Annotated in this window: 29 protein-coding genes; 4 read left to right on the forward strand and 25 right to left on the reverse strand. The window is 68.8% G+C overall.

Features of this window, described 5'->3' with window-relative positions; all coding sequences use genetic code 11:
- Positions 1-119: 119 nt before the first annotated feature.
- Together ACFOWZ_RS19000 and rlmN are read right to left on the reverse strand one after the other, a co-directional pair.
- The gene (locus tag ACFOWZ_RS19000; RefSeq protein ID WP_382374220.1) at positions 120-1670 is read right to left on the reverse strand and encodes a serine/threonine-protein kinase; all 1551 of its coding nucleotides are present in this window, start codon (positions 1668-1670) and stop codon (positions 120-122) included.
- A 152-nt stretch (positions 1671-1822) separates the two neighbouring features.
- Entirely contained in the window at positions 1823-2929 is a 1107-nt protein-coding gene (gene rlmN / locus ACFOWZ_RS19005) for a 23S rRNA (adenine(2503)-C(2))-methyltransferase RlmN (RefSeq protein ID WP_382374222.1), read from the reverse strand.
- A 77-nt stretch (positions 2930-3006) separates the two neighbouring features.
- On the opposite strand from rlmN, the gene ACFOWZ_RS19010 reads away from it, so the two are divergent.
- Positions 3007-3522 (forward strand): PadR family transcriptional regulator, encoded by a 516-nt coding sequence (locus ACFOWZ_RS19010; protein ID WP_382374224.1) that lies wholly within the window; start codon positions 3007-3009, stop codon positions 3520-3522.
- 1 nt (position 3523) lies between these two features.
- On the opposite strand, the gene ACFOWZ_RS19015 is transcribed toward ACFOWZ_RS19010, so the two are convergent.
- Positions 3524-4501 (reverse strand): aldo/keto reductase, encoded by a 978-nt coding sequence (locus ACFOWZ_RS19015; RefSeq protein WP_382374226.1) that lies wholly within the window; start codon positions 4499-4501, stop codon positions 3524-3526.
- A 43-nt stretch (positions 4502-4544) separates the two neighbouring features.
- Positions 4545-5288, reverse strand: a complete 744-nt coding sequence (locus ACFOWZ_RS19020) for a class I SAM-dependent methyltransferase (protein WP_382374228.1) — start codon at positions 5286-5288, stop codon at positions 4545-4547.
- Positions 5289-5382: 94 nt separating this feature from the next.
- Between ACFOWZ_RS19020 and ACFOWZ_RS19025 the strand changes: the two genes are divergently transcribed.
- Positions 5383-6201 (forward strand): VOC family protein, encoded by an 819-nt coding sequence (locus ACFOWZ_RS19025; protein ID WP_382374230.1) that lies wholly within the window; start codon positions 5383-5385, stop codon positions 6199-6201.
- Here the strand turns inward: ACFOWZ_RS19025 and ACFOWZ_RS19030 are convergent.
- The 7 genes from ACFOWZ_RS19030 to rpsB form a co-directional block, all read right to left on the reverse strand.
- Complete coding sequence (locus ACFOWZ_RS19030) at positions 6198-6728, reverse strand: hypothetical protein (protein ID WP_382374232.1); 531 nt, start codon at positions 6726-6728, stop codon at positions 6198-6200. The genes ACFOWZ_RS19025 and ACFOWZ_RS19030 overlap by 4 nt on opposite strands.
- Positions 6715-7251, reverse strand: coding sequence for an RNA polymerase sigma factor (locus ACFOWZ_RS19035; protein WP_382374234.1), 537 nt, complete (start codon positions 7249-7251; stop codon positions 6715-6717). The genes ACFOWZ_RS19030 and ACFOWZ_RS19035 overlap by 14 nt, the downstream gene beginning before the upstream one ends.
- A gap of 31 nt (positions 7252-7282) precedes the next feature.
- Entirely contained in the window at positions 7283-8137 is an 855-nt protein-coding gene (locus ACFOWZ_RS19040) for a phosphatidate cytidylyltransferase (protein ID WP_382374236.1), read from the reverse strand.
- Between the two features lie 66 nt (positions 8138-8203).
- The gene (gene frr / locus ACFOWZ_RS19045; RefSeq protein ID WP_030468034.1) at positions 8204-8761 is read right to left on the reverse strand and encodes a ribosome recycling factor; all 558 of its coding nucleotides are present in this window, start codon (positions 8759-8761) and stop codon (positions 8204-8206) included.
- Positions 8762-8822: 61 nt separating this feature from the next.
- Positions 8823-9590 carry a UMP kinase gene (gene pyrH / locus ACFOWZ_RS19050; protein WP_372497493.1) on the reverse strand — a complete coding sequence of 256 codons (768 nt, stop codon included), beginning with the start codon at positions 9588-9590 and terminating at the stop codon, positions 8823-8825.
- 64 nt (positions 9591-9654) lie between these two features.
- On the reverse strand, positions 9655-10470 hold the full coding sequence (gene tsf, locus ACFOWZ_RS19055) for a translation elongation factor Ts (RefSeq protein WP_030468032.1): 816 nt from the start codon (positions 10468-10470) through the stop codon (positions 9655-9657).
- A 72-nt stretch (positions 10471-10542) separates the two neighbouring features.
- Positions 10543-11364 carry a 30S ribosomal protein S2 gene (rpsB, locus tag ACFOWZ_RS19060; protein WP_030468031.1) on the reverse strand — a complete coding sequence of 274 codons (822 nt, stop codon included), beginning with the start codon at positions 11362-11364 and terminating at the stop codon, positions 10543-10545.
- A 370-nt stretch (positions 11365-11734) separates the two neighbouring features.
- Between rpsB and ACFOWZ_RS19065 the strand changes: the two genes are divergently transcribed.
- Positions 11735-12217, forward strand: a complete 483-nt coding sequence (locus ACFOWZ_RS19065; RefSeq protein WP_382374239.1) for a M23 family metallopeptidase — start codon at positions 11735-11737, stop codon at positions 12215-12217.
- 1106 nt (positions 12218-13323) lie between these two features.
- Here the strand turns inward: ACFOWZ_RS19065 and ACFOWZ_RS19070 are convergent.
- Complete coding sequence (locus ACFOWZ_RS19070; RefSeq protein ID WP_082157643.1) at positions 13324-14115, reverse strand: FliA/WhiG family RNA polymerase sigma factor; 792 nt, start codon at positions 14113-14115, stop codon at positions 13324-13326.
- A gap of 178 nt (positions 14116-14293) precedes the next feature.
- Positions 14294-15271 (reverse strand): tyrosine recombinase XerC, encoded by a 978-nt coding sequence (locus ACFOWZ_RS19075; RefSeq protein WP_382374241.1) that lies wholly within the window; start codon positions 15269-15271, stop codon positions 14294-14296.
- A gap of 157 nt (positions 15272-15428) precedes the next feature.
- Here ACFOWZ_RS19075 and ACFOWZ_RS19080 point away from each other — a divergent pair, with 157 nt between their 5' ends.
- Complete coding sequence (locus ACFOWZ_RS19080; RefSeq protein ID WP_382374243.1) at positions 15429-15965, forward strand: hypothetical protein; 537 nt, start codon at positions 15429-15431, stop codon at positions 15963-15965.
- A gap of 110 nt (positions 15966-16075) precedes the next feature.
- Here ACFOWZ_RS19080 and dprA read toward each other — a convergent pair whose 3' ends face one another.
- The 12 genes from dprA to rpsP all read right to left on the reverse strand — a co-directional run bounded on the left by dprA (position 16076) and on the right by rpsP (position 25467).
- Entirely contained in the window at positions 16076-17209 is a 1134-nt protein-coding gene (gene dprA, locus ACFOWZ_RS19085; RefSeq protein WP_382374245.1) for a DNA-processing protein DprA, read from the reverse strand.
- A gap of 1010 nt (positions 17210-18219) precedes the next feature.
- The gene (locus tag ACFOWZ_RS19090) at positions 18220-19743 is read right to left on the reverse strand and encodes a YifB family Mg chelatase-like AAA ATPase (RefSeq protein ID WP_382374247.1); all 1524 of its coding nucleotides are present in this window, start codon (positions 19741-19743) and stop codon (positions 18220-18222) included.
- Position 19744: 1 nt separating this feature from the next.
- Entirely contained in the window at positions 19745-20116 is a 372-nt protein-coding gene (locus ACFOWZ_RS19095) for a YraN family protein (protein WP_051783525.1), read from the reverse strand.
- A 156-nt stretch (positions 20117-20272) separates the two neighbouring features.
- Positions 20273-20596, reverse strand: coding sequence for a DUF2469 domain-containing protein (locus ACFOWZ_RS19100; protein WP_030468024.1), 324 nt, complete (start codon positions 20594-20596; stop codon positions 20273-20275).
- Complete coding sequence (locus ACFOWZ_RS19105) at positions 20596-21387, reverse strand: ribonuclease HII (protein WP_382374251.1); 792 nt, start codon at positions 21385-21387, stop codon at positions 20596-20598. The genes ACFOWZ_RS19100 and ACFOWZ_RS19105 overlap by 1 nt, the downstream gene beginning before the upstream one ends.
- A complete protein-coding gene (lepB, locus tag ACFOWZ_RS19110; protein WP_382374253.1) occupies positions 21384-22247 on the reverse strand; it encodes a signal peptidase I in 864 nt (287 codons plus the stop codon). Before lepB (ACFOWZ_RS19110) ends, ACFOWZ_RS19105 begins: the two co-directional genes overlap by 4 nt.
- A 4-nt stretch (positions 22248-22251) precedes the next feature.
- On the reverse strand, positions 22252-22896 hold the full coding sequence (lepB, locus tag ACFOWZ_RS19115) for a signal peptidase I (RefSeq protein ID WP_382374255.1): 645 nt from the start codon (positions 22894-22896) through the stop codon (positions 22252-22254).
- A 99-nt stretch (positions 22897-22995) separates the two neighbouring features.
- Positions 22996-23355 (reverse strand): 50S ribosomal protein L19, encoded by a 360-nt coding sequence (rplS, locus tag ACFOWZ_RS19120; protein ID WP_030468020.1) that lies wholly within the window; start codon positions 23353-23355, stop codon positions 22996-22998.
- 151 nt (positions 23356-23506) lie between these two features.
- Positions 23507-24253, reverse strand: coding sequence for a tRNA (guanosine(37)-N1)-methyltransferase TrmD (trmD, locus tag ACFOWZ_RS19125; RefSeq protein WP_382374257.1), 747 nt, complete (start codon positions 24251-24253; stop codon positions 23507-23509).
- On the reverse strand, positions 24243-24758 hold the full coding sequence (rimM, locus tag ACFOWZ_RS19130; protein ID WP_382374259.1) for a ribosome maturation factor RimM: 516 nt from the start codon (positions 24756-24758) through the stop codon (positions 24243-24245). Before rimM ends, trmD begins: the two co-directional genes overlap by 11 nt.
- A 17-nt stretch (positions 24759-24775) precedes the next feature.
- Positions 24776-25015, reverse strand: a complete 240-nt coding sequence (locus ACFOWZ_RS19135) for an RNA-binding protein (RefSeq protein WP_030468017.1) — start codon at positions 25013-25015, stop codon at positions 24776-24778.
- A complete protein-coding gene (gene rpsP / locus ACFOWZ_RS19140) occupies positions 25012-25467 on the reverse strand; it encodes a 30S ribosomal protein S16 (protein ID WP_030468016.1) in 456 nt (151 codons plus the stop codon). The genes ACFOWZ_RS19135 and rpsP overlap by 4 nt, the downstream gene beginning before the upstream one ends.
- Between the last annotated feature and the right edge of the window lie 106 nt (positions 25468-25573).

Below are 25573 nucleotides of genomic sequence, written 5' to 3' on the forward strand. Positions count from 1 at the left end.
TCCTGGTGGTGCGGCCGGACGACCCGCATACCGGTGTTGTATGTGGGTCGTTCGGCCGTGCCGCCAGGGGCCGCCTCGGGCCCGGCTATCGCGGATCGGACTTCGATACAGGCGCTAGTTCACTGGACGGTCCACCCGAACTGGAACTCGAGCTGGTAGCCCTCGCAGTTCGCTTGGTTCGAGTCGAAGTGGGTGCCGTTGAACAGGCAGCGGTACAGCGGCAGCGACGGAGCGTCGGACGGCTTCTCGGTGAAGATGTAGCCGAGCGTCCCGAGCACGGTCTGCCCCTCGCACGTCGAGGACGGCGACGTCATGTGGTCCTCGGAGTTGTTGATGCGGCAGGCGTACAGGGGCTTGGTGCCCGGTTCGGGCTCGGCCGCCAGCTTGCCCATGCTGAACTCGACGTTGAACCCCGCGGGAGTGCCCACGGACGGCGTGCCGCTGAAGTGGTAGGTACCGCTCTTGAGGTGCCGGTTCAGCACTAGCGTCTTGCGTGGCGGCTTCGGCTGGCTCGTCGGCGGCTGGGCCGCCGGTTGCGTGGTCTGGGCGGGCTTCGAGCTGCTCACCGCAGAACTGGACGGCGCGGCACTGCTGCTCGGCGCCGCGCTGCTGCTCGACGGCGCACTGGACGTGGTGCTCGACGGCGGCTGTTCCGAGCTGGGTCGCTGCTGCGCGGCGGCCGCACCCGGCTGGGTCTCCGGCTTGAGGAGGAACACGGCGGCGAGCGCGATCACCACCAGCGCGGCCGCGGCACCGGCGAACACCCCGATCTTCTTGCGGGACTTGGGTTTCTCGTCCCAGTCCGCGTGCGTCGGCGTGTTCGGCGCGACGTAGGTGGTGACAGGTTCGATGACGACGGTCTGCTCGGACACCGCAAGCGGCTTGACCACCGTGGTGCGGCCACTGAGCCGTTCCCGCAGCTGGTCCGCCGTGAGCCGCCGCGTCTCGTCCTGGGCGAGCAACGCCATGATCGTGTCGCCGAGCGGCCCCCTGGTGCGCTGGAGGACAGGCTCCTCGTACATGATCGCGTGCATGGTGGCCGCGGTGGTGTCGCGGTGGAACGGCGCGCGCCCCTCAGCCGCGTGGAACATGGTGGCGCCCAACGCCCACAGGTCGCTCGCCGGTGAAGGGTGCTTGCCGGCGAACAACTCCGGCGCCATGTAACCGGGCGAGCCCATGATGCCGCCGGTCGCCGTCAGACCCGGATCGTCCATCACGCGGGCGATGCCGAAGTCCGCGAGCTTCACCCGGCCGTCGGGCAACACCATGATGTTGCTGGGCTTGACGTCCCGGTGCACGATGCCCGCCGCGTGCGCCACCTCCAGCGCGTTCAGCGTCTGCAGGCCGATGTCGGCGACCTGGTCCTCGGTGAGGGCCTGGCGCGTCATCACCTCGGACAGCGTGGGCGCCTCGACGAGTTCCATGACGAGGTACGTGACGCCGTCCTCGACGATGACGTCGTAGATGGCGACGACGTTCGGGCTGTTCAACCGCCCTGCCGTGCGAGCCTCGCGCAACACGCGGTCGGTCTCGGTGGTCCGCAGCTCCTTGAGCGCGACCTGCCGTCCGATGACCCGGTCCTCGGCCAGCCAGACGACCCCCATGCCGCCCCGGCCGAGTTCTCTGATCGTCGCGTACCGGCCCGCAACCAGTCTCGTCGGTTCCCCCACGACGCCGCATGGTAGCCGCACGGTCTCGTGGCGCAGTTTCCTGTCCGGCTCTGTCCGCTGACGGTGTCTCCGGGGACGTGGCGTCGTCCCTGCTCAGTCCGATCGTGGGCAACCTGCCGGACGGCTCCGTCCAGCCCGTTCTGTTCGGCCTTTCAGCCCTCCGCGGCCAGCTGCCCACAGGCAGCCGCGATCTCCTGCCCCCGAGTGTCCCGCACGGTGCACTCGACACCCTGCTCCCGCACCCGCCGCACGAACTCCCGCTCCACCGGCTTCGGCGACGCGTCCCACTTCGACCCCGGCGTCGGGTTCAGCGGGATCAGGTTCACGTGCACCAGCTGCCCGAGGTGCTTGCGCAGCTTCTTGCCGAGCAGGTCGGCGCGCCACCCCTGGTCGTTGATGTCCCGGATCAGCGCGTACTCGATCGACACCCGCCGCCCGGTCTGGTCCGCGTACCCGCGCGCCGCCTCCAGCACCTCGGCGACGTCCCAGCGCGTGTTGACCGGCACCAGCGTGTTGCGCAGCTCGTCGTCCGGCGTGTGCAGCGACACCGCCAGCCGCACCTGCAGCTTCTCCTCGGTCAGCTTCCGGATCGCCGGCACCAGCCCCACCGTCGACACGGTGACCGTGCGCTGCGAGATCCCCAGGCCGTCCGGTGCCGGCGCCGTGATGCGGTGCACGGCCTCGATCACACGCTTGTAGTTCGCGAGCGGCTCGCCCATGCCCATGAACACGATGTTCGACAGGCGGCCGGGACCGCCCGGCAGCTCGCCGTCGCGCATCGCCGCGGCGCCCAGGCGCACCTGGTCCACGATCTCCGCGGTCGACAGGTTGCGCTGCAGGCCGCCCTGGCCGGTCGCGCAGAACGGGCACGCCATGCCGCAGCCCGCCTGCGACGAGATGCACAGCGTCGCGCGGTCCGGGTAGCGCATCAGAACCGACTCGATGAGCGTGCCGTCGTGCGCGCGCAGGAGCGTCTTGGCCGTAGTCCCCTCGTCGGTGGTGACCTTGCGCACGACCGTGAACAGCGGCGGCATCAGGTCGGCGACGAGCTTGTCGCGCGAGGTGGCCGGGATGTCGGTCATCTCGGCCGGGTCGACGGTCAGGCGGCTGAAGTAGTGGTTCGACAGCTGCTTGGCGCGGAACGGCTTCTCGCCGAGAGCGGCAACGGCCTCAGCGCGCTGAGCCGGCGTGAGGTCGACCAGGTGGCGCGGCGGCAGGCCACGCTTGGGCGCGTCGAAGACAAGGGGAAGCGAGGTCATAGCACATCTAGTGTCCCACGAACTTCGGCAACCCACGACCGTTGCATCGCGATAGATTCCGATATATCGTTAACGACATGATGATGCGACCACACCACAGAGAGCACCACCACAGGCACCGCCACGGCCCCTTCGGAGGCGGAGGAAGAGGCGGCGGCAGGGGCGGCCGTCAGAGGCGCGGCAACGTCCGGGCGGCGGTTCTGTCGTTGCTGGCAGAACGGCCGATGCACGGTTACGAGATCATTCAGGAGATCGCCAGGCGCACCGGCGGCGGCTGGAGCCCGAGCCCCGGCTCGGTCTACCCGACGCTGCAGATGCTCGCCGACGAAGGCCTCATCTCCGCCGAGGAAGAAGGAGGCAAGAAGCTGTTCACGCTCACCGACCACGGCAGGACGGAGCACACGGCCCCGCCCTGGCGCGACATCAACATCCAGCTCGACCCGGTCGACGGCGAGCTGCGCACCGCGATCACGCTGCTCGGCAGCGCGATGGAGCAGATCTCCCACGCGGGCACGCCCGAGCAGAAGGCGCGCGCGGTCGAGCTCTACAACGAGCTGCGCCGCAAGCTCTACTCCATCCTCGCCGAGGAGTGACCTACCACCGGTCGTGCACGTGCGGCCGGATCAGCTCGTCGTACACCGCCGCGACGGCCTTCTCGTCAACGGGCTGCAGTTCCGCCGCCTGCGAGTTCGCCCGCGCCTGCTCCACGTTGCGCGCACCGGGAATCACGACCGTGACACCGGGCTGGTCGATGATCCAGCGCAACGCGAACTGCGCCATCGTGGCACCCTCCGGCACCAGCGGCCGCAACCGCTCGACGGCCTCCAGACCGACCTCGTAGGGAACCCCGGAGAAGGTCTCGCCGACGTCGAACGCCTCACCGTTGCGGTTGTAGTTGCGGTGATCGTCCGCGCCGAAAGTCGTTGCCTTGTCGTACTTCCCGGTCAGCAACCCGGACGCGAGAGGCACTCGCGCGATGATCGCGACCCCCGCCTCGGCCGCGGCCGGCAGCACCTCCTCGAGAGGCTTGAGCCGGAACGCGTTCAGGATGATCTGCACGCTGGCCACGTGCGGACGCCTGATCGCCTCCAACGCCTCCTCGACCTTCTCCACGGACACGCCGTAGGCAGCGATCCGTTGCTGCTCAACCATTTCATCGAGCGTGTCGTACACCTCGTCGCGGCTGTACACCGGCGTGGGCGGGCAGTGCAGCTGCACGAGGTCCAACGTGTCGACACCGAGGTTGCGGCGGCTCCGGTCGTTCCACGCGAGGAAGTTCTCCCGGTTGTACCCCTCCGTGACCTGCGCCGGCAGCCGCCGCCCCATCTTCGTCGCGACGAAGACGCCGTCGTCCTTGCGCTCCTTGAGGAAACGGCCGACGAGGGTCTCGCTGCGCCCGTCGCCGTACACGTCCGCGGTGTCGAAGAAGTCGACACCCGTGTCGGCGGCGGCGTGCAGCAGCGCGAGCGCCTCGCTCTCGTCCACCTCGCCCCAGTCGGCGCCGAGCTGCCAGCAACCCAGCCCCACGACGCCCACCTGGCGGTTCAACCTGCCTGCGTTTCGCTTCTCCACGAACCTGAGCCTAGTCCGCCATCGCGCGTGGAGCGCGCGCCGATCACACGATCAGGCCCCGCGGTTTGCGGCGCACGTGCAACCGGTAGCCGACCGGGAAGCTCAACCCGTCGACCGACGCGATCGCGCGTTCCGCGACCTTGGCGGAGAACTCGATGCGCAACACCGACTCCAGGTCCTCCCGGCTGCCGAAGCGCCACTCCGCAGTGATCCGGGTGAGCGAGAAACCGTTGTCCGCGAAGAACTTCTCCACCGCCGACGGGTCGTAGCGCGGCTCGTCCGCGCACAGCCACGGCCCGTACGGCGGGGCCGCGCCGTCCAGGTCCACGATCGCGATCGCGCCGCCCGGCCGCAGCACCCTGTCCGCCTCGCGCAGCCCCGGCTCGCAGCCAGGCCCGAAGAAGTACGCGGTGCGGGCGTGCACGACGTCGGCGCAGGCGTCGTCGAGCGGCAACCGTTGCGCGGGACCGGAGACGACGCGGACGTTCGGCAACGACGCCACGCGGTTCTTCGCGCGCACCACGAGCGGCGGGTGCGGTTCGACGCCGACGACCGACCGCGCGGCCGAGCCGAAGATCGGCAGGTGGAAGCCGTCGCCGCATCCGATGTCGACGACGTCCACCCCGGCGAACGGACATTCTTCGCGTATCGCCGCCCAGATCGCACCGTGCACGTCCTGCGCACGGTTCTCGACCTCGTACACGTCGGGCCAGTGCCAGATGTTCGGACTTGGTACGACGTCTGCCGGACGCACCGCGTTGAGCGCCGCCCGCACGAATCCCCTCACGGAGACACTGTAGGGCCTCGATTTGCAGGTGACAGTTCGAATTCGTCCAGTTACGGCGTAGCGTGATCGCATCTCTTCCCTGCAGGAGGCGGCAGTGTCGATCGCGCCCAACACGCCCCAGCTCGCGCCGTTGCTCGCGGGAAGTCCTTGCTGGGCCGAGAGAACCGTCGACGACCTGAAAGCGGCGATCGAGTTCTACACCGGCCTGTTCGGCTGGCACTACGCCGACGACGCCGGCTACACCGTGGCGATGGTCGACGGAATTCCGGTGGCGGGACTGCCGCAGGGCGAACCGGAACCGTGGCGGTTGTACCTGGTCACGCCGCATGCGAGGGCCACCGCGGAGAAGGCTTTCCACCTCGGCGGATCAGTGCTGCGCAACCCGGAGGACGCCGCCGACCACACGCAGAGCACCGTGATCGCCGACCCGACGGGCGCCGTGGTCGGATTCCGCCACGTGCCACCGGACTGGCGCTTCGGCACGGGCGGCCACGGCGCCTACGCGTGGGCAGAGCTGAACACCCGTGACGGCACGGCGGCCGACGAGTTCTTCGGCGAGCTCTGCCACTACGACATCACGCAGATCGGCGACGGGCACCGGCTGGACTACGCGACGTGGTCCGTCGAGGGCACCGAGGTCATCGGACGCCAGAAGATGGGCCGCGAGTTCCCGTACGGGGAACGTTCGCACTGGATGGTGTACTTCAACGCCGCTCCCGAGATCGGCATCGACTCGGTCGCGTACCGGGTGCTGGAGCTCGGCGGCCGGGTGACCGTCGAGCCCTACGACACCCCGTACGGACGCATCACCGTGGTCGAGGACCACGCGGGAATGGCGTTCTCGGTGATCGACCCGTCCCGCGTGATCGAGGCCGAACCGCGCACCGAGGTGGACGACCCGTACGACGACTAGATTCCGCGTCTGGGCAGGCAGGCGGGAACTCGGTCAGCCGGGTAGACCCCGCCGCTGATGATCCAGACATCAGCACCGCTACCCGCCGCGAGCACCACCGTGGCTCCGGACGGAACACGACCCGGCGTGATCGTGATCCTGGACTGGCCCGGCGTGGACTCGAAGTCCACCGCAGCCACCGGAACCTGCAGGCTGTCCCCCTTCTCGGCGCAGTCCTGCCGCAACGGCACCGCGACCGCCGGAACACCCCTGTCGCGCAGCTTCGCCGTGGCCTCGTCGAACCGCTCCAGCTCCCGGATGGTCAACGTCACCGACCCGTCCGGGTTGTCGACCACGGCATACGCGGGTGGCGCGCCACCGAAGTAGGCCGATGCGGCCAACGCACCGGTTCCGAGAACGGTGACCGCTGCTGCTGCGGCGATCCATCGTTTCGTGCGCCGGCTTTGCCGCTTCGCCATGTTCTGCAGCAACGCTTGTCCGTGCTCCTGCTGCAGCTCAGCCCACAGGTTGTCCTCAAACTTGCTCATCTGCCTGCACCTCCACGTCATCGCGCATGCGTGCCATGGCGCGGTACAGCCGAGACCGCATCGCCCCTTTCGGCACGCCGAGCGCTTCGGCCGCTTCCTTGGGTGCGAGACCATCGAGATGGACGAGCTCGATCGCTTCTCGTTCGATCTCGGGCAGCGACCGCAGCCGTCCGAGCAGCAGACGGCCGCGTTGTTCGGCGTCGATCCGCGCCTCCAGCTCGGCCAGCTCGTCGCGGCCGAGCTCCCGCCTGCCGCCGACCCGGCGCACCAGCTCGGCGCCCCGAGCCGACTGTTCGCAGTGTGCGGCGAAGGCCTTGCGGGCGATGCCGTACAGCCAGCTGGCCGCCGTTCCTCTCGAAGAGTCGAACGTCGGGAACGACGTGATCGCACGAACGAAGGTGTCCGCGGTCAGGTCGGCCACTAGCTGCGGTTCAAGGCACCGCCTGGCGAAGTACCGAGTGATCGCGCCGACGTTGTCGCGGTAGATCCGCTCGAACGCCGCCATTGCCTCGTGGTCTCTCACGACCACTAGTTGCGGCGTTGCGCGGAAACCGTCACTGCACGAACAGGTGCAGCAGCAGCCAGGAGGCGACGGCGGACGGCAGGAGCGAGTCCATCCGGTCCATCAGTCCGCCGTGGCCGGGCAGCAGCGTGCCCATGTCCTTGATGCCGAGGTCGCGCTTGATCAACGACTCGACCAGGTCGCCTGCGGTGGCCGTGATGACGAGGGCGGCACCGAACAGGACACCGTGCCACCACTGGCCGTCGAGCAGCGTGGTGACGGTGATCGCGCCACCGACCATGCCCGCGATCATCGAGCCGGCGAAGCCCTCCCACGACTTCTTCGGGCTGATCGTCGGCGCCATCGGGTGCTTGCCGAGGAAGACACCGGCCACGTAGCCGCCGACGTCGGACAGCACGACACCGATGAGGAACGCGAACGCGCGGCCCGCACCGTCCTCGGGTACGACGAGCATCGCCGCGAACGACGCGAAGACCGGGATGTACGCGACGGTGAACACGGATGCGCTGAGGTCACGCAGGTAGCCGTCGGAACCGCCGCGGAACCGCCAGATCATGCACACCAGCACGGTGACCACGAACCCGGTCATCATGCCGGCGCGCTCCAGCGGCCAGGACAGCCAGATGATCGCCTGACCGCCGATGAGCGCGGGCCACAGGGCGACGTTGATGCCGCCCTTCTTGAAGGCGTTCGTCAGCTCCCACGTCGACACCGCCACGGCTGCCGCGACGATGCCGATGAAGGTCTGGCGGACGGTCAGCAGCGACAAGATGACCAGGGCGCCGAGCCCGACGCCGACCAGGATCGCCGCACGCAGGTCACGTCCCGCGCGCGACGGCTTCGACGCGGGCACGTCCGTTGGACCGCCTGCCACCTGTGCTCCCATCACGACCTCCGCCCGGCCAGGGCTGCTACGCCTGCCGTGACTCGGCCGGGCGAACCTTCAGGAACATCAGACTTCGAGAAGCTCGGCTTCCTTGTGCTTCACGAGCTCGTCGACCTGCGCGGTGTACTTGTGGGTGAGAGCGTCGAGCTCCTTCTCACCACGAGCGCCGTCGTCCTCGCCGACCTCGCCGTCCTTGACGAGCCTGTCGATCTCTTCCTTCGCCTTGCGGCGGACACCGCGAACGGAGACGCGCGCGTCCTCGCCCTTGGCCTTGGCGACCTTCACCATGTCCCGGCGGCGCTCCTCGGAGAGCTGCGGGATCACGACGCGGATCACGGTGCCGTCGTTGCCGGGGTTGACGCCCAGGTCGGAGTCCCGGATCGCCTTCTCGATCGCGTTCAGCTGGCTCGCGTCGTACGGCTTCACGACCGCCATCCGCGCCTCAGGCACGCTGATGCTGGCCATCTGGTTCAGCGGCGTGGGCGAGCCGTAGTAGTCGACGTGGATTCGGTTGAACATCGAGGGAGTCGCACGACCGGTTCGAACGGAGGCGAGGTTCTCCTTCGCCACCGAAACCGCCTTTTCCATCTTCTCCTCGGCGTCGAGGAGGGTCTCGTCGATCACGACTGCTCCTTGCTCTGCGTTTACGTGCCCAAATCCCGGTCCTGGTCAGATCCCACCAGGTCTAGAAGGCCGGGCGGCCACCGGGGGTGCTGACCAGAGTTCCGATCTTCTCACCACGCACCGCGCGCGCGATGTTCCCCTCGGTGAGGAGGTTGAAGACGAGGATCGGCATGTTGTTGTCCATGCAGAGGCTGAAGGCCGTGGCGTCGGCGACGTTGAGGCCGCGTTCCAGCACCTCGCGGTGGGTGATGTTGTCGAACATCAACGCGTCGGGGTCGATCTTGGGGTCGGCCGTGTAGACGCCGTCGACGGCCTTGGCCATCAGGACGATCTCGCAACCGATCTCCAGCGCGCGCTGGGCGGCCGTGGTGTCCGTGGAGAAGTACGGCAGGCCGGCGCCGCCACCGAAGATCACGACGCGGCCCTTGTCGAGGTGGCGCATCGCGCGGCGCGGGATGTAGGACTCGGCGACCTGCGTCATCTGGATCGACGTCTGCACGCGGGTGTCGATGCCGTGCTCGCGTTCCAGGAAGTCCTGCAACGCCAGGCAGTTCATGACCGTGCCGAGCATGCCCATGTAGTCGGCGCGCGAACGGTCCATGCCGCGCTGCTGGAGCTCGGACCCGCGGAAGAAGTTGCCACCACCGATCACGACGGCCACCTGCACGCCGGACTTGTGGACGGCCGCGATCTGCTTGGCGACTGTCTGGACGACGTCGGGATCAACACCGACGCCACCACCGCCGAACATCTCGCCACCGAGCTTGAGCATCACCCGGCTGTAGCCGTGGCTACCTTCTTCGCTCACAGGTCCTTCTCCTCGCGCCATTGGGAAGTCTGTAGACACGCCAAGGGCGGGGTCGCCGGTGCTTGCAACCCCGCCCTCATGCGAATCAGCTCTGGCCGACCTCGAACCGAGCGAAACGGGTCACCGTCACGCCGGCCTCGTCCAGAAGAGCCTTGACCGTCTTCTTGCTGTCGGTCACGGAAGCCTGCTCGAGGAGCACGACGTCCTTGAAGAAGCCGTTGACGCGACCCTCGACGATCTTGGGGAGCGCACCCTCGGGCTTGCCCTCCTCGCGAGCGGTCTCCTCGGCGATGCGGCGCTCGTTGGCGACGAGCTCCTCGGGAACCTCGTCACGGGTGACGAACTTCGGGCGCATCGCGGCGATCTGCATCGCGGCACCCTTGGCGGCCTCGGCGTTGTCGCCGGTGTACTCGACCAGCACGCCGACGGCCGGCGGCAGGTCGGCGGCACGCCGGTGGAGGTAGACCGAGACGGTGCCGTCGAAGTCGACGGCCTTGGCCAGCTCGAGCTTCTCACCGATCTTGGCGGAGAACTCCTGGACCAGCGCGTCGACGGTCTTGCCGTCGACCTCGACGGCCTTGAGGGCCTCGACGTCGGCGACCTTGTTGGCCTTGGCGATCGCGACGATGTCGTCGGCCAGGGCGATGAAGTCGGCGTTCTTGGCCACGAAGTCGGTCTCGCAGCGCAGCTCGACCATCGCGCCGTCCTTGACGGCGACGAGGCCGTTGGACGTGGTGCGCTCGGCGCGCTTGCCGACGTCCTTGGCGCCCTTGATGCGCAGGATCTCGACGGCCTTGTCGAAGTCGCCGTCAGCCTCGTCCAGGGCCTTCTTGCAGTCCATCATGCCGGCGGCGGTCAGCTCGCGGAGCTTCTTGACGTCCGCGGTGGTGTAGTTCGCCATCGTTTTCCTTCTGCGATGTACGCGCTTGAGTCACGCGGCGCCCGCTGGTGTGCGGGCGCCGCGTGGGGGAGATCAGGACTGGACGGGCTGCTCGGCCGGAGCCTCGGCCGTGGTGTTGGTGAGGAGCTCCTGCTCCCACTCCGCCAGCGGCTCGTCAGCGGCGACCTCGGGCTTGTCCTGGCCCTCGGCGGCGTCGCGACGGGCGCCGGAGCGCTGCATGAGACCGGCGGCGGCGGCCTCGGCCACGACCTTGGTCAGCAGGGCGGCGGAACGGATCGCGTCGTCGTTGCCCGGGATCGGGTAGTCGACCTCGTCCGGGTCGCAGTTCGTGTCGAGGATCGCCACGATCGGGATGTTCAGCTTGCGAGCCTCACCGACCGCGATGTGCTCCTTCTTGGTGTCCACGATCCACACGGCGCTGGGCACCTTGGACATGTCGCGGATACCGCCGAGCGTGCGCTCCAGCTTGTCCTTCTCGCGGTTCATCATCAGGATTTCCTTCTTGGTGAAACCCTGGAAGCCGCCGGTCTGCTCCATCGACTCGAGCTCCTTGAGGCGCTGGAGCCTCTTGTGCACGGTCGAGAAGTTGGTGAGCATGCCGCCCAGCCAGCGCTGGTTCACGTAGGGCATGCCGACGCGGAGCGCCTCGTTGGCGATGGCCTCCTGCGCCTGCTTCTTCGTGCCGATGAACAGGATCGACCCGCCGTGCGCGACCGTCTCCTTGACGAACTCGTAAGCCCGGTCGATGTAGGTCAGCGTCTGCTGCAGGTCGATGATGTAGATGCCGTTGCGCTCGGTGAAGATGTAGCGCTTCATCTTCGGGTTCCAGCGCCGGGTCTGGTGCCCGAAGTGCACGCCGCTGTCGAGCAGCTGCTTCATGGTTACGACGGCCATGGCCGGTTCGCACCTCATCTGTCGGACGCGCCAGGTCTCGCCTTTGCGCGTCGGTTCGGTTGACGCCTCCGGCCGGTCGGCCTTCAGCCCTGGTGCCGTGGCCGCCGTCCGCACCCGCGGAGCATCTCTGCACCGTCAGGACCGTCGGACGTCGTGACTCGACCCTGCTGAAATCAGCCGGTCGGATCTGCGTTGGCACGCGAAGTCGTCCCGCGCACAGACGGGACGCACCCAAAAGTCTACTCCCCACCCCCGACAAACTTCGAATCGCCCCCATCTCGCCCGGGGTAGTTGTCCACAACCGGCGAGTAATCCACAGTTCCCCGATCACCGCTGGTCCCCGGGGTGCCCCATCCCCCACGGTGAACCCATGCCCCTCCTCCCCACCGCCCTGCTCCTCACGGCCCTCCTGGCCCCGACACCCACCACCCGCTTCACCTGGCCCCTACCCCCACCCCACCCGGTAGTACGCGCGTTCCAAGCCCCCACGTCCCTCTTCGGCCCAGGCCACCGAGGAGTCGACCTGTCCGCCCCAGCAGGCACAGCAGTCCTGGCCGCAGCAGACGGAGTGGTGATCTACGCAGGCGCAGTAGCCGCCCGAACGCTGGTGTCCCTGGAACACCGCGGCAACCTGCGCACGACCTACGAACCCGTCGAACCCGCGGTCACCACCGGCCGCCAGGTGCGCCGAGGCGAGGTGATCGGCCACCTGCAAGAGGGCCACTGCCCATCCCCCTGCCTGCACTGGGGCGCACGCCGAGGCCACGAGTACCTGGACCCGCTACGCCTGGTCTCGACGGGCCGAGTACGCCTCCTGCCGCTAGGCCCCGCACCACCAGCCAGAGGCGGCTAGCCAACGAACAGCGCCCGCCCCAACCGCGCCAGTCGCTCGTCGTTCGTCGCTCGTCACAGCGACTGCGCGCGAGGGCTGCACGCGGCGACTGGTCACGGCGACTGCACGCAACGACCGCTCACGGCAGCTGCACGCCACAGCGGGCGCACGTGGCGGGAGTCGCACGCAGCGGGTCGCACGTGGCGGGAGTAGCACGCAGCGGGTCGCACGTGGCGGCGATTGCACGTAACGGCTACACGCGGCGGCGACGCATCAGGGGCTGCTCACGGTGCGCCCGGAACCCACCCACGCGGCACCCCAACCACACCGCGCCCCGCAAGCCCACCCGTGCCCTTCCCACCGCCGTGCTTGCACGCAACCCGCCAACGCGGCCACCGATCCGGTCCGTGCCTCCACAGCGGCTCATCCCCCGGCCGGCCGAACGACCGCCCTTCCACCGCAGAACGCCAGCTCACCCGCACGAGAACGCCCGACGCGGCGACCGGGCCCCACGCCCACAGCGCCGCATCCCGACCAGTACGGCCAACAACCTTGACGCCGCTTACAACCCTCCCGCGCTGAAAGACGCGGCACCCAACCCCGCTAGCCCCCGCCGCGCTGCGGCCCAATACGCCCACGACAACCCTGGTCGAGCACTACCGCGCACCTGCACCAGAACGCCCGGCGCAGCCACCAGCCCCCACGCCCACAGCGCCGCATCCCGACCAGTACGGCTCAACAACCCGGCCGCCGCTGACAACCCGGCTGCCACCGACAACCCCGCCGCCGCTGAAAGACGCGGCACCCAACCTCAACCAGCCAGACCTCCGCCACGCGGCGACCCGTCACGCCGCACGGCGGTCCGATCGGGCGCTTCCCGCCGCTGTCCTGGCGGTTGATCGCGGCGCGACCCCGTTGCGCGCCGCAGGCGCCCGGCAGGTGCCGGGAGGTGGCAACGCTCACCGACCGCCTCCCGGCTCACCTGCTCCTGGCCTCGGACCGCACCGGGCCTGCGCCACGGCCCGTGGTTGGAGCAGTCCAACGGCCACCCGTTCGAGTGAATTAGCCGTGGCAAGCGGCGGAAGGAGGTTTGAAGGCCCGTTTTCGGTGTTCGGGGCGGTCTCTGGTCAGGCTTCGGACTGCTCGTTGAGCTTGGTGCGCAGGCGCAGGACGGCGCGGGTGTGCAGCTGACAGACCCTGGACTCGGTGACGCCGAGGACCTTGCCGATCTCGGCGAGGGTCAGGTTCTCGAAGTAGTAGAGGGTCACCACCACGCGGTCGCGTTCGGCGAGCTGGGCTATCGCGTCGGCCAGCTGACGGCGGCTGTCCTGGTCGACGAGGCTCGCCACGGGGTCTTCCGCGTCGTCGTCTGGCAACGACTCGGCCAGGGAGGCGCCGCCCTTGTTCGGGGCGATCAGCTCGTCGAGGGCGACGACGCTGGTCAGCTGGAGCTGGCCGTAGAGCTCGCGCAGCTCGGCCAGGCCGATCTTGAGCTCTGCGGCGAGCTCGCGGTCGGTGGGCGTGCGCTGCAGCTTGGCGCCGAGGCGTTCGAGGGCGCGCTCCACGTCGCGGGCGCGGCTGCGGACCGAGCGCGGCACCCAGTCCTGGGAGCGCAGGTCGTCGAGGATCGCGCCGCGGATGCGCTGCATGGCGTAGGTCTCGAACTTGAGGCCGCGTTCCGGCTCGAACTTCTCGATCGCGTCGACCAGGCCGAAGATGCCGGACTGGATCAGGTCGGCCACGTCCACGTGGGCGGGAAGGCCCGTGCCGACGCGACCGGCGACGTACTTGACGAGCGGCGCGTAGTGCAACACCAGGCGGTCGCGCTGACCCTGATCACGGGACTCGCCGTAGCTGCGCCACAGCGCGACGATGCCGGCCTCGACGTCGTCACCAGACCTGACATCCGCGCGCGTCACGGCAGTCGGAACGGCTGCGGGAGTGCCGTTGACATGCGTGTCGGCACCGGGCTCGGAACTCGCCTCGGTGCGCGGCGCGCCGTTCTGACGCTGCCCGTTGCTCGCCTGCTTCGCCGCAGGTGCGGGCAGGACGGGTTCAGGGGGCACGGTCGCCGTACGCGATCCTCCCCCTGGGGCGTCAGGAACGGGGGTGGGTTCGGTCATGGATCGCCTTCAGCCGTTCGACAGTGACGTGTGTGTAAAGCTGAGTCGTTGCGAGCGTAGCGTGACCAAGCAGTTCTTGGACGGTGCGCAGGTCCGCTCCTCCTTCCAGCAAATGGGTCGCAGCGGAGTGGCGCAACCCGTGCGGCCCGATGTCCGGCGCATCCGGTACCACGGCGACGACCTCGTGCACCAGAGTCCGAACGGCTCGCTGGTTCAGCCGGCCGCCGCGGGCGCCGAGGAACAAAGCCGGTGGCGAATCCGGTGCTACCAGGGTGTTTCGCCCCTCGTCGAGCCACCGGCGCAGCGCTCGCTCAGCCGGCACGCCGAACGGCGTGCTGCGCTCGCGTCCACCTTTGCCCAGAACCCGAATCACCCTTAGGGAGTAGTCCACGTCGTCGAGATCAAGACCACAGAGCTCAGCCACGCGGATACCTGTGGCGTACAGCAACTCCACCACGGCCTGATCACGCAGCGCAACCGGATCGCCCTCGGAAGCACCGGAGGATACGGCGGCCATCGCGTCCTTCGCCTGGTCCGCGCGCAACACGGACGGCAACGTCCGGTGCGGCCTCGGCGCAGCGAGCCGAGGGCCCGGATCCGCAGCCAGATGGCCACCACGATGTGCCCACGCGGTGAACGTCCGCGCAGCTGCGGCACGTCGTGCGAGCGTCGTGCGACTGGCGCCCGCAGTGCGTTGTGCGGCAAGCCAGGACCGCAAGCTCGTCAGGTCGATTCGTCCGATGTCGGCTTCATCAGGGTTATTCCCGGCGACATGTCCCAGCAACGCCACAGCGTCACCGACGTAGGCACGCACGGTGTGCGGTGACAGGTCACGTTCCAACGTCAAGTGCCGTTCGTACTGCCGCAACACGTCTGCGACGGACGCCGGCAGTTTTTCGCGCAGGCGAACGAGATCGACACGACGTGTCCGACCATGCGGCGGCGGGGACATAGGCCAAGACGCTGCGCCAGTCGGGGCGTTTGGTCAAGTATCGCCACACCCCCGCGCCGTTTGAGAGCGCTCTCATGATCGCGAACACGATAACGTTTCAACTCCCTGTGACGACCAGGGGTTTGGTGGCCCGCACAGATCACCTTTCGGAGTAGCGATGGTAGCCAGCACCACCGTCCGAACAGCCGACGAGCTCGCCCGCCGAGTCGTACGCAAGATCGCTCCAGAGGAGCTGCCTTCGTTCGACGTGGTCGCGACCCCCTACCTGGAAAGCCCCAAGCAGGCGGAACGCAGGTTGCGCCGCGCCTACGACGACCCGCTGGGCTTCGGTCTGGGCGACATCGTCGCGATGGCGACCCCGGTGATCGCCCTCGTGTCCGGCAGCGTGATCACCGCGGTCTCGGACAGCGTCGGCAAAGCCGTGCGAGACGGCACCGCCAACGCCATGCGCAAGGCGTGGCACAGGCTGCGGGGCAAGCAGCTCAAGCCCCTCGAACTGCCGTCGACGCCGCTCACCACGAGCCAACTGGCCGAGGTGCGCCAGATCGCGCTCACCCGCGCCCTCTCACTCGGCATGAAGCAGCAGAAGGCCGAAGCCCTCGCCGACGCCGTGATCGCCGCCCTCGTGCTGCGCGACAACGACCAGGACACCGACAACGACACCAGGAACGAGGCCGGCGACACCTCTCGATGAGGAAAGCGAAGCCGCAGGTCACGTCCTCCACACCGCTCGCTCGGACCCGCACCTTCCAGTCCACAGTGGACAGACCTGGTGCGGCGGACCTCGGAATCCACGTCAGCTGATCACCGCACCTCCAGCTTCTGCCAGCCCTCGTCGGCCTGCAGCGCCAGTCCGGCGAGCTCCAGCTCGGGCAACAACGCCCGAACCCGTTCCAACGGCACCCCGGACTCGACCGACACGACCTCGTCACTGACCCCGCACCGCTTGCCCAGGGCCTCGTACACGCGCATGGCCTCCCCTTGCGGCGCCCCGAGCTCGCTCTCCTTCTCGGCGGGCTCGGTGGCGAGGTCGTCCCCGAACCGCCCCACCGACTCGACGATCTCGGCCACAGAGCTCACCGACACGGCCTGCCCGTCCCGCAACAACTCGTGACACCCGACCGAACTCGCGGACGTCACGGGCCCAGGCACCACCATCAACTGCCGCCCCAGCGCAAGCGTGATCGCAGCGGTGTTCTTGGCCCCGCTACGCCTCCCGGCCTCCACGACAACGGTGCCACCACCCAACGCGGCAATGAGCCGGTTGCGAGTGAGAAACCGATGCCGCGCAGGCATCACGCCCGGCGCGTACTCACTGACGATCAGACCTTCCCGCGAGATCTTGCCGAGCAGTCCCTGATGCCCAGCGGGATAAGCGAAGTCGGCCCCGCACGCCAAAACCGCGACAGTCAACCCGCCGGCCCCGAGCGCACCGCGATGAGCAGCGCCATCAATCCCGTACGCCGCACCGGACACGACGGTCACACCGGCCTGCGCCAACCCGTACGCGAACTCGGCGGCAACATGCTCGCCGTACCCGCTAGCAGCCCGCGACCCGACGATCGCCACGGCCTTGTCCACAGCCTCGGCCAGGTCGTGCGGCCCCCGAACCCACAACGCGAGCGGCTCACCACCAGCCCTCCGCGCGTTGGCCAGCGCCACGAACGGCCACCGCGGCCACTCGTCGTCCTCGGGGATGACCAGCCGCCCACCGATCTTGGCAATGCGCTCGACGTCCTCATGAGCGCGTTCCTCGGCACGGCGAGCAGAAGTCTGACTGGCAACAGATGGCGACACCTCACCCGCCCGCACGAGCTCCGCGGCCTCGACCGGCCCGACCTGAACGACCAGAGCCGCAAGCGCCGCGGGGAAGGGCTCGGCCACGCGAGAGAGGTAGGCCCTGGCCAGGCGGACGGCATCGGTCGGGGGCGATGTCACCGGAACCACCACCAGGGCAACCAGCGATGCCAGGGATCCGGCCGCCACGGGTTCGGTGGGCTGGCGCCGACGGAGCGCCTGCGGACTGTGCACGGCAGATGCAGCGGCGCTGGAAGGGTCGATGCAGCGGCTGGGACGAGGAGTGAGGTCATGGTCGGGGTTCCTGTTCGGGATGGGGAAGGTGAGCGGGCCGCCCGGTTGGGGGCGGACGGCCCGCTCGACACCGGACACGGGGTGGGAGCCGGTCCGGTGAGCTGAAGGACGCGGGGTGAGCGGGCCGCCCGCTGGGGAAGGGGCGAGCGGCCCGCTCGATGACCGGACGCGAGCCGAGGCTCGAGGCTCTTCGTCCGGCGCCTTGGGTGTCGCGGTTGGGATGGGTGCCGGGCGCGAAGTGGGAGTGGGGCTCCGCGCCCGGCGGCTTCGGGGTCGAGCTCTGGACGACCGGGGTCAGGACACGTTGGCCGCCGTTGGCGTGTGGGTTGTGGCGGGTGGGCAGTGACTCGGTGCCGGTTGGCTGAGCTCTGGTGGGTGAGCAGGCGCTCGCGGGGTGAACGAGCGCCTGCTCGGCTGGAGCCAGGCGCGGAGTCGGGGATGGCAGCTCGTGAGCCGGTAGGCCGGTGGCCCGCAGTGGCGTGCTGGGTCGATGGCCTGGGAGCCAGCCAGGCCGCTGAGCCGCAGGCAGGAGCCTTGGCCGGGTGAGCCGCAGGTGGGAAATGCGCCTATGGGTGGGGCACCTAGGGATACGGCGTGGGATCGGCCGGTCGTGTGTAGGCCGGCGAGGTCGAGTGCGGGACTGCGGGGTGCAGCAGCCAGCGGGGTGCGGCGGGCGACGGGGATGGGCAGACGGGGGTGCGGCGTACGCAGGCGCAGGTCGACGGAGTGGGGCGTGAGCTGGCGGTGTTCGACGTGGGCCGGTGGGGGCGGCGTGGCGAGCCAGCGGCGTGAGCCGGCGGGGCGAGCCGGCGGGGCGAGCCAGCGGGAATGCGGCCTGGGGTGGGCGTGGGGCAGGGTTAGGTTGGGGTTCGGCGTTCTCGGAAGCTGAGGGCTGCGGCTACGTGGTCTGGGGTTGGGCGGTCGGCTTCGGCCAGGTCGGCGAGGGTCCAGGCGACTCGTAGGCAGCGGTCGGCGCCTCGGCCTGTCAGGGCGCCGGTCGCGAGGGCTCGGTCCAGGAGTGCTGTGGTGGGGCGTGGGAGGGCGAATTCGCGGCGCAGGGCCGGGCCTGGGACCACTGCGTTGGTGGGCCAGGTGTGGCCGTGGGCCGACCAGCGGGTGGCGGCGCGGGATCTGGCCTTGAGGACTCGTTCGCGGACCACCTCGGTGGATTCTGGTGGGGCGGCGTCGGCGTTGGACATGGCTGTGGTCGCTCGCATTCGGACTCGGAGGTCCACGCGGTCCAGCAGCGGGCCGGACAGGCGGGCCTGGTAGCGGCGGCGGACTGTGGTGGTGCAGATGCAGTCGATCTCCTTCGGCGGCGCGCACGGGCACGGGTTCGTGGCCAGGATCAGCTGGAAGCGGGCCGGGTAGCGGGCTATGCCGTCGCGGCGCGGGATGCGGACCTCGCCGTCTTCCAGGGCCGTGCGGAGGGTGTCGATGGTCTTCTGGCCGAACTCGCAGGCCTCGTCGAGGAACAGCACGCCCTTGTGGGCCCGGGAGGCCGCGCCCGGCTTCGCCATTCCGCTGCCGCCGCCGATCAGGGCCGCGATCGACGTCGTGTGGTGGACGTTCACGAACGGCGGGCTGGCGACCAGCGGGTAGTCGGACGACAGGACGCCGGCCACCGAGTGGACCGCGGTCACCGCCAGGGCCTCTTGGCGAGTCAGCGGTGGGAGCAGGCCTGGCAGGCGTTCGGCGAGCATCGTTTTGCCGGTGCCGGGCGGGCCCGTCAGCAGCAGGTGATGAGCGCCCGCTGCGGCCACCTCCAGCGCCCAGCGGGCCTCCGGCTGGCCCACCACGTCGGCCAGGTCCGGGACCTCCGGAAGCGGTGGTTCGGCCGATTCCGACGGGGACAGCAGCTCCACGTTCTCTGTCCTCAGCCAGGCGAGGACCTCGGAGAGCGTGTGCGCGCCGTGGATCTCCAGGCCGTCCACGAGGGACGCCTCCGGTAGTGCGTCCACCGGCACGATCGCGGTGCGCAGGCCGGCGCGGCGGGCCGCGAGCAGCGACGGGAGGACGCCTCGGACCTGGCGGATCCGGCCGTCGAGGGCGAGCTCGCCCAGCAGCACGGTGGTGGCCAGGCGCTCGCACGGGACCGAACCGGCGGCGGCCAGGGTGGCGCAGGCGATGGCCAGGTCGTAGCTGCTTCCGCCCTTCGGCAGGTTCGCCGGCGACAGACCCAGCACGATGCGCTGCTTCGGCCACTCCTCCTCGCTGTTGCGGACGGCGGCCTTCACCCGCTCCTTCGACTCGTGCAAGGACGCGTCGGGAAGGCCGAGGAGATGCGTGCGGGGCTGGCCCACGCCCACGTCGGCCTCGATCTCGACGGCCAAGCCGTCGACGCCGTAGAGGGCGACGGACCACGCCTGCGCCAGCGCCACCTCAGGCTCCCCGCAGGTGCTGCAGGCGCGCTTCGCCGTCAGGCGGCCAGGTGACCGAGATCAGGTCGACGCGGACGTTGCACCAGCCGACGCCGTGAGCGCCCAGCCAGCGCAGGGCTGTTCGGCGCAGGCGGGAGAGCTTGCGTTCGTCCACGGCCTCGTCCGGCCGGCCCCACACAGGACCGGACCGGGTCTTGACCTCGCAGACGACCAGGCGGTCGCCTTCCACGGCCACGACGTCGAGCTCGCCGTCGCGGCACGTCCAGTTCCTCGACAGGACCACCAGGCCCTGCCCCTCCAGGTACCTGCACGCCAGGTCCTCCCCCTGACGGCCCAGCTCCTGCTGCCTGGTCTCGACCAGCGTCTGTGCCACCACCACTGCCCTCGCCTTCTGTGGGTCGTTGGGTACGACCTTGCAGGGTGGGGCGGGGTGGGTGGCCGGGCTGAGGGGAATCTGTGGACAACTCGGCGGCTGTGGACAAGTCGGCCGTTGTCGATCTTGAAACGGCGGAACTGTCGGTGGGGTGTGCTATGTGGGGAACGGCCCGCTTTCCGGCAGGCGAAGGTCCGGCTTGTCCAGCTCCTCCACGTTCACGTCCTTGAACGTGATGACACGAACGTTCTTGACGAACCTCGCGGGGCGGTACATGTCCCACACCCACGCGTCCGACATGCGCACCTCGAAGTACACCTCGCCATCGGCGTTGCGCACCTGCACGTCCACCGAGTTGGCCAGGTAGAAACGCCGTTCGGTCTCCACGACGAACGAGAACTGGCTGACGATGTCGCGGTACTCCTTGTACAGCGACAGCTCCATCTCGGTCTCGTACTTCTCGAGATCCTCTGCACTCATTACGCCTCCGCGCGGGTCATCTGCTCCGCGCCCTCCCTCGTCGCGAGCTCCCCGACGTCAGCCGGGGCTGCCTCATTCTGGACCACGGCGTTCGCGGTCGTACCGCGCGCCACCCTGTGCGGCGCGGCGAGACCGTGCTTCGAAGCCGCTGCTGCCACATTTACATACGACCAGCGATGCTCCGCACACGGCCCGTGTTCCATCAACGCAGCTGTGTGCTCCGGCGTGCAGTAGCCCTTGTGCACGTTGAACCCGTACTGGGGATACCGCGCGTGCAGATCCTCCATGATCCGGTCCCGCGTGACCTTGGCCAGCACGGATGCCGCCGCAACGCACGCCGCCGCCTGGTCGCCCTTGACCACCGCGACGCTCGGCGCGGGCATCCCCGGCACCTTGAACCCGTCCGTCAGCACGTACCCGGGATGCGTCGCCATCCGCGCCACCGCGCGCCGCATGCCCTCCAGGTTCATGACGTGGATGCCCAGCCAGTCGATCTCGGCGGGCGACACGACGACCACGGAGTGATCCACGGCACGCTTGAGCACCAGGTCGTACATCCGGTCCCGCGCCAGCGCCGTCATCAGCTTCGAGTCGTTCAGGCCCTCGAGCCGCGCCGCGTCACCCGGCCGCAGCACGCACGCCGCGATCACCAAAGGCCCGGCGCACGGCCCGCGCCCGGCCTCGTCGACACCGGCGACCGGCCCCAGTCCGCGGCGCTCCAGCGAGCCCTGCAACGCCCAGTTCCCCGACGAACCCCTCACCACGGCTCGGGGCGGCATCAGCATCGTCATCGGCGGAATCGGTCTCGCACTCGACGTCCCAGCAGCAGAAGCGGCCACGCAGCGACGATACCCAGGCCCATCGGAACGTTCTGCTGCCAGCCCGGCGCACCCATCGAAACGACCTGCGGGTTGTGGTCCGACACCCCGCCCCACCTCGACGGAGGCAGCACGATCACGCGCGCCTTGCCGATCACGTTGCCCACCGGCACCAGCCCGTTGAGCCCGCCCTGCCCCTGGCACCGCGAGTCGCACGAGTGGTTGCGGTTGTCACCGAGCACGAACAACATGCCGTCCGGGATCTTGAGCTCCTCGAACGACTCCTGCTCGGCCGGCGTGCCCTCGTCGAAGTGCTTGTACGGCTCGTCCAGCGGCTTGCCGTCCACCGTCACGCGGTTCTGCTCGTCGCAGCACTTCACGGTCTGCCCGCCTACGGCGATCACGCGCTTGACGAAGTCCTCCTCGTTCGCCGACGGCAACCCGATCAGCGACCCCAGCCACGACAACCCCTCCGAGATCGGGTTGCCCGTCCCCTCCGTGATGAAGTCGTTCTGCCACGACGGCGGACCGCGGAACACGATCACGTCGCCCGGCGACGGCTCGGTGAAGCGGAAGGTGACCTTGTCCACGAGCACCCTGTCGCCGTAGCAGTCGGTGCACCCGTGCAGCGTCGTCTCCATCGACTCCGACGGGATCATGTAGACACGACCGAGGAAGATCTGGATGCCGATCGCGAGGCCGAACGCGACCAGGATGAGGACCGGCAGTTCCTTCCAGAAGTTGCCCTTTTTCTTCTTCTTCGAAGGTTTATCCGAAGCGTCCGAACTGGGCTCGTCGCTGGACGGGGTCTGCTCTGGATCGACGTCAACCACGAGATCAGCCTAGGGGCTGAGGGTTGTGATCGGACACAACACTCCACCGATCTTTCGGGAAGACGACGTACCGCGCCTTGCCGATGACGTTCTCGATCGGCACTGTGCCCGCTACGCCCCCGCCGCCCTGTTTGCGCGAGTCGGTGGAGTTCATCCGGTTGTCCCCCATGACGAACAACCGTCCATCCGGCACGCGGATCGGAGCGAACGGCTCGTGGTCCGCCGGCGAACTGCCGGGCTGCCAGTACACATACGGCTCATCGAGCGGTTTGCCGTCCACAACAACACGGTGCTGCTCGTCGCAACACATCACTGTCTGGCCGGGAAGCGCGATGACACGCTTGACGAAGTCACGTTCGTTCGCGGGCGCAACACCGAGCAACGAACCGATGTTCTGCACGACCCGTGCGACGGGATTCGTCGAAGGCGCGTTGCGGAAGTCGTGCGTCGTCCACGCCTCGGGGCCGCGGAACACGACGACCTCGCCGGGCTCGATGTCGCCGAACCGGTAGGTGAGCTTGTCGACCAGCACACGGTCGTTCTCGCAGCCAGAGCAGCCGTGCAACGTGCGTTCCATCGACGCCGAGGGGATCACGTAGACCCGCGCCACGAACGCCTGGATCAGCGCCGTCAGCACGACGGCCGTCACGACGACGTAGAGAACTTCTCTCCAAACAGGAGTACGCCCCCGCTCCGATTCGTCCGGTGCGGAGGCGTCCTCTGCGTCTTCTGGGCTCGAAGCCACCGATCAGGAGACCGGACGGGCCTCGCGCTTCTCCTTGATCTTGGCGGCCTTGCCGCGCAGGTCGCGCAGGTAGTACAGCTTGGCGCGACGCACGTCACCGCGGGTGACGACCTCGATCTCCGAGATGTTCGGGGAGTGCACCGGGAAGGTGCGCTCGACGCCGACGCCGAACGACACCTTGCGGACCGTGAAGGTCTCGCGGATGCCGCCGCCCTGGCGACGGATCACGACGCCCTGGAACACCTGGACGCGCTCGCGCGAGCCCTCGATGACGCGGACGTGAACCTTCAGCGTGTCACCGGCGCGGAACGCCGGGATGTCAGAGCGCAGCGACTGGGCGTCAAGTGCGTCCAGGATGTTCATCGGTGTTCCTCACGTGTCTTGAACTCCCCAGAGCATGTTCCATGACTGTGCACGACATGATGGGGGTCGGCTTGTGTGCGCACGCCGGTAGCACACCGGCTGCGGCAACTGCTCCAGTGTGCCAGACCAGGCACTCCGGAATGAAATCGGGCTACTCCCCGCCCTCGCGCAGGCGCGCGAGCAGGGCGCGGTCGTGCTTGTCGAACGCATCCTCCGGCAACGCTTCCAGCAGGTCAGGACGCCTTTGGAAGGTCCTCACGAGCGATTGGTCACGTCGCCAGCGGTTGATCAGCTTGTGGTTGCCCGAGCGGAGCACGTCCGGGACGGCGAGCTCGCGCCACACCTCCGGCCGCGTGTAGCTCGGGCCTTCGAGGAGCCCGTCCTGGAACGAGTCCTCCGCATGCGACTTCGGGTTGCCGAGCACGCCGGGCAGCAGCCGTGCGACCGCTTCCACGATCACGAGCACGGCCACCTCACCGCCGACGAGCACGTAGTCGCCGATGGACACCTCATCAACGCGCACGCGCCGTGCGGCGTCATCAACAACACGCTGGTCGATGCCCTCGTAGCGACCGCACGCGAAGACGAGGTGCGACTCGTTCGCGTACTCGTGCGCGACTGCCTGCGTGAACGGCCGTCCAGCAGGCGTCGGCACGATGAGACGCGTCTCGTCCGTGCACACGTCATCGAGCGCTGGACCCCAGATGTCGGCCTTCATGACCATTCCGGGCCCACCGCCGTACGGGCTGTCGTCGACGGCCTTGTGCACGTCCTGGGTCCAGTCGCGCAGGTCGTGGACGCCGACGCTCATCAGACCCTTGTCGATCGCCTTCCCGAGCAACGCGGCGCGCAACGGCGCCAGGTACTCCGGAAAGATCGTGACGACGTCAATCTGCATCGAGCAGGCCCTCTGGCGGGTCGATCACGACGCGGCCGCCGCGAACGTCCACGGTCGGCACGATCTCGCGCACGAACGGCACGAGCGCCTCGCCGCGATCACGGATGATCACGAGCAGCTCGCCACCGGGTCCGTGGACGATCTCCTTGACCGTGCCGATCTTCGTGCCGTCGACGAGCTCCGCCGCGAGCCCTTCGAGCTCGTGGTCGTAGAACTCGTCGGGGTCGTCGGTCGGCGGCAGGTCGTCGGTGCTGCCCAGCAACAACGTGCCGCGCAGGGCTTCGGCGACGTCGCGCGTGAGGACTTCCTCGAAACGCACGAGCAGCCGCCCGGCATGAGGCCGGGCGGCTGACACGGTGAGGCTTCGGGACGTGCCGTCACGCAGCTTCGCCCGGAGCGTGGCTCCGAGCTTGAACCGCAGTTCGGGTGAATCAGTGCGCACGTCAACGGCGAGTTCGCCGGTGATCCCGTGCGCCTTGGCCACACGGCCGACAACGACGTCCATTTGCCCTTGAAGTTCGTTCAGCGGTCGGTGTCGACGACGTCGACCCGCACACCACGACCGCCGATGCCGGCCATCACGGTGCGCAGAGCCGTCGCGGTGCGACCACCACGGCCGATCACCTTGCCGAGGTCGTCCGGGTGGACGTGGACCTCGAGGGTGCGGCCGCGGCGGGTCGTGACGAGGTTCACCCGGACGTCGTCCGGGTGGTCGACGATGCCGCGAACGAGGTGTTCGAGGGCGTCAGCCAACAAACTCACGCCTCGTCCTTGGTCGCCTCGGCAGAAGCCTTGGGGGCGTCGGCCTTCGCGGCGTCGTCTTTCTTCGGGGCCTTCTTCTTCGGCGTGGTGGCCTCGGTCATCGGCTCCTCGTTCGCGGCGGCCAGAGCGGCGGCGAACAGGTCGGCCTTCGACGCCTTCGGCTCCTTGACCTTCAGGGTGCCCTCGGCGCCCGGCAGGCCCTTGAACTTCTGCCAGTCACCGGTGATCTCGAGGAGACGCTGGACCGACTCGGTCGGCTGCGCGCCGACACCCAGCCAGTACTGCGCGCGCTCGGAGTCGACCGCGATGAACGACGGCTCTTCCTTCGGGTGGTACTTGCCGATCGTCTCGATGGCCTTGCCGTCGCGACGGGTGCGCGCGTCGGCGACCACGATGCGGTAGTACGGCTGGCGGATCTTGCCGAGACGCTGAAGCTTGATCTTGACGGCCATTGGCCTGGTACTCCTAGAGCTCTGTGTTGATGGTTCGCACAGCCGCGGCCCGGGCAGAGGGGCCGACCGCGACGGACAGCGGGCAATTGTGCCAGATGGGGACCGC

It is taken from the genome of Lentzea rhizosphaerae (genome assembly GCF_042649515.1).
Lineage (GTDB): Bacteria > Actinomycetota > Actinomycetes > Mycobacteriales > Pseudonocardiaceae > Lentzea > Lentzea aerocolonigenes.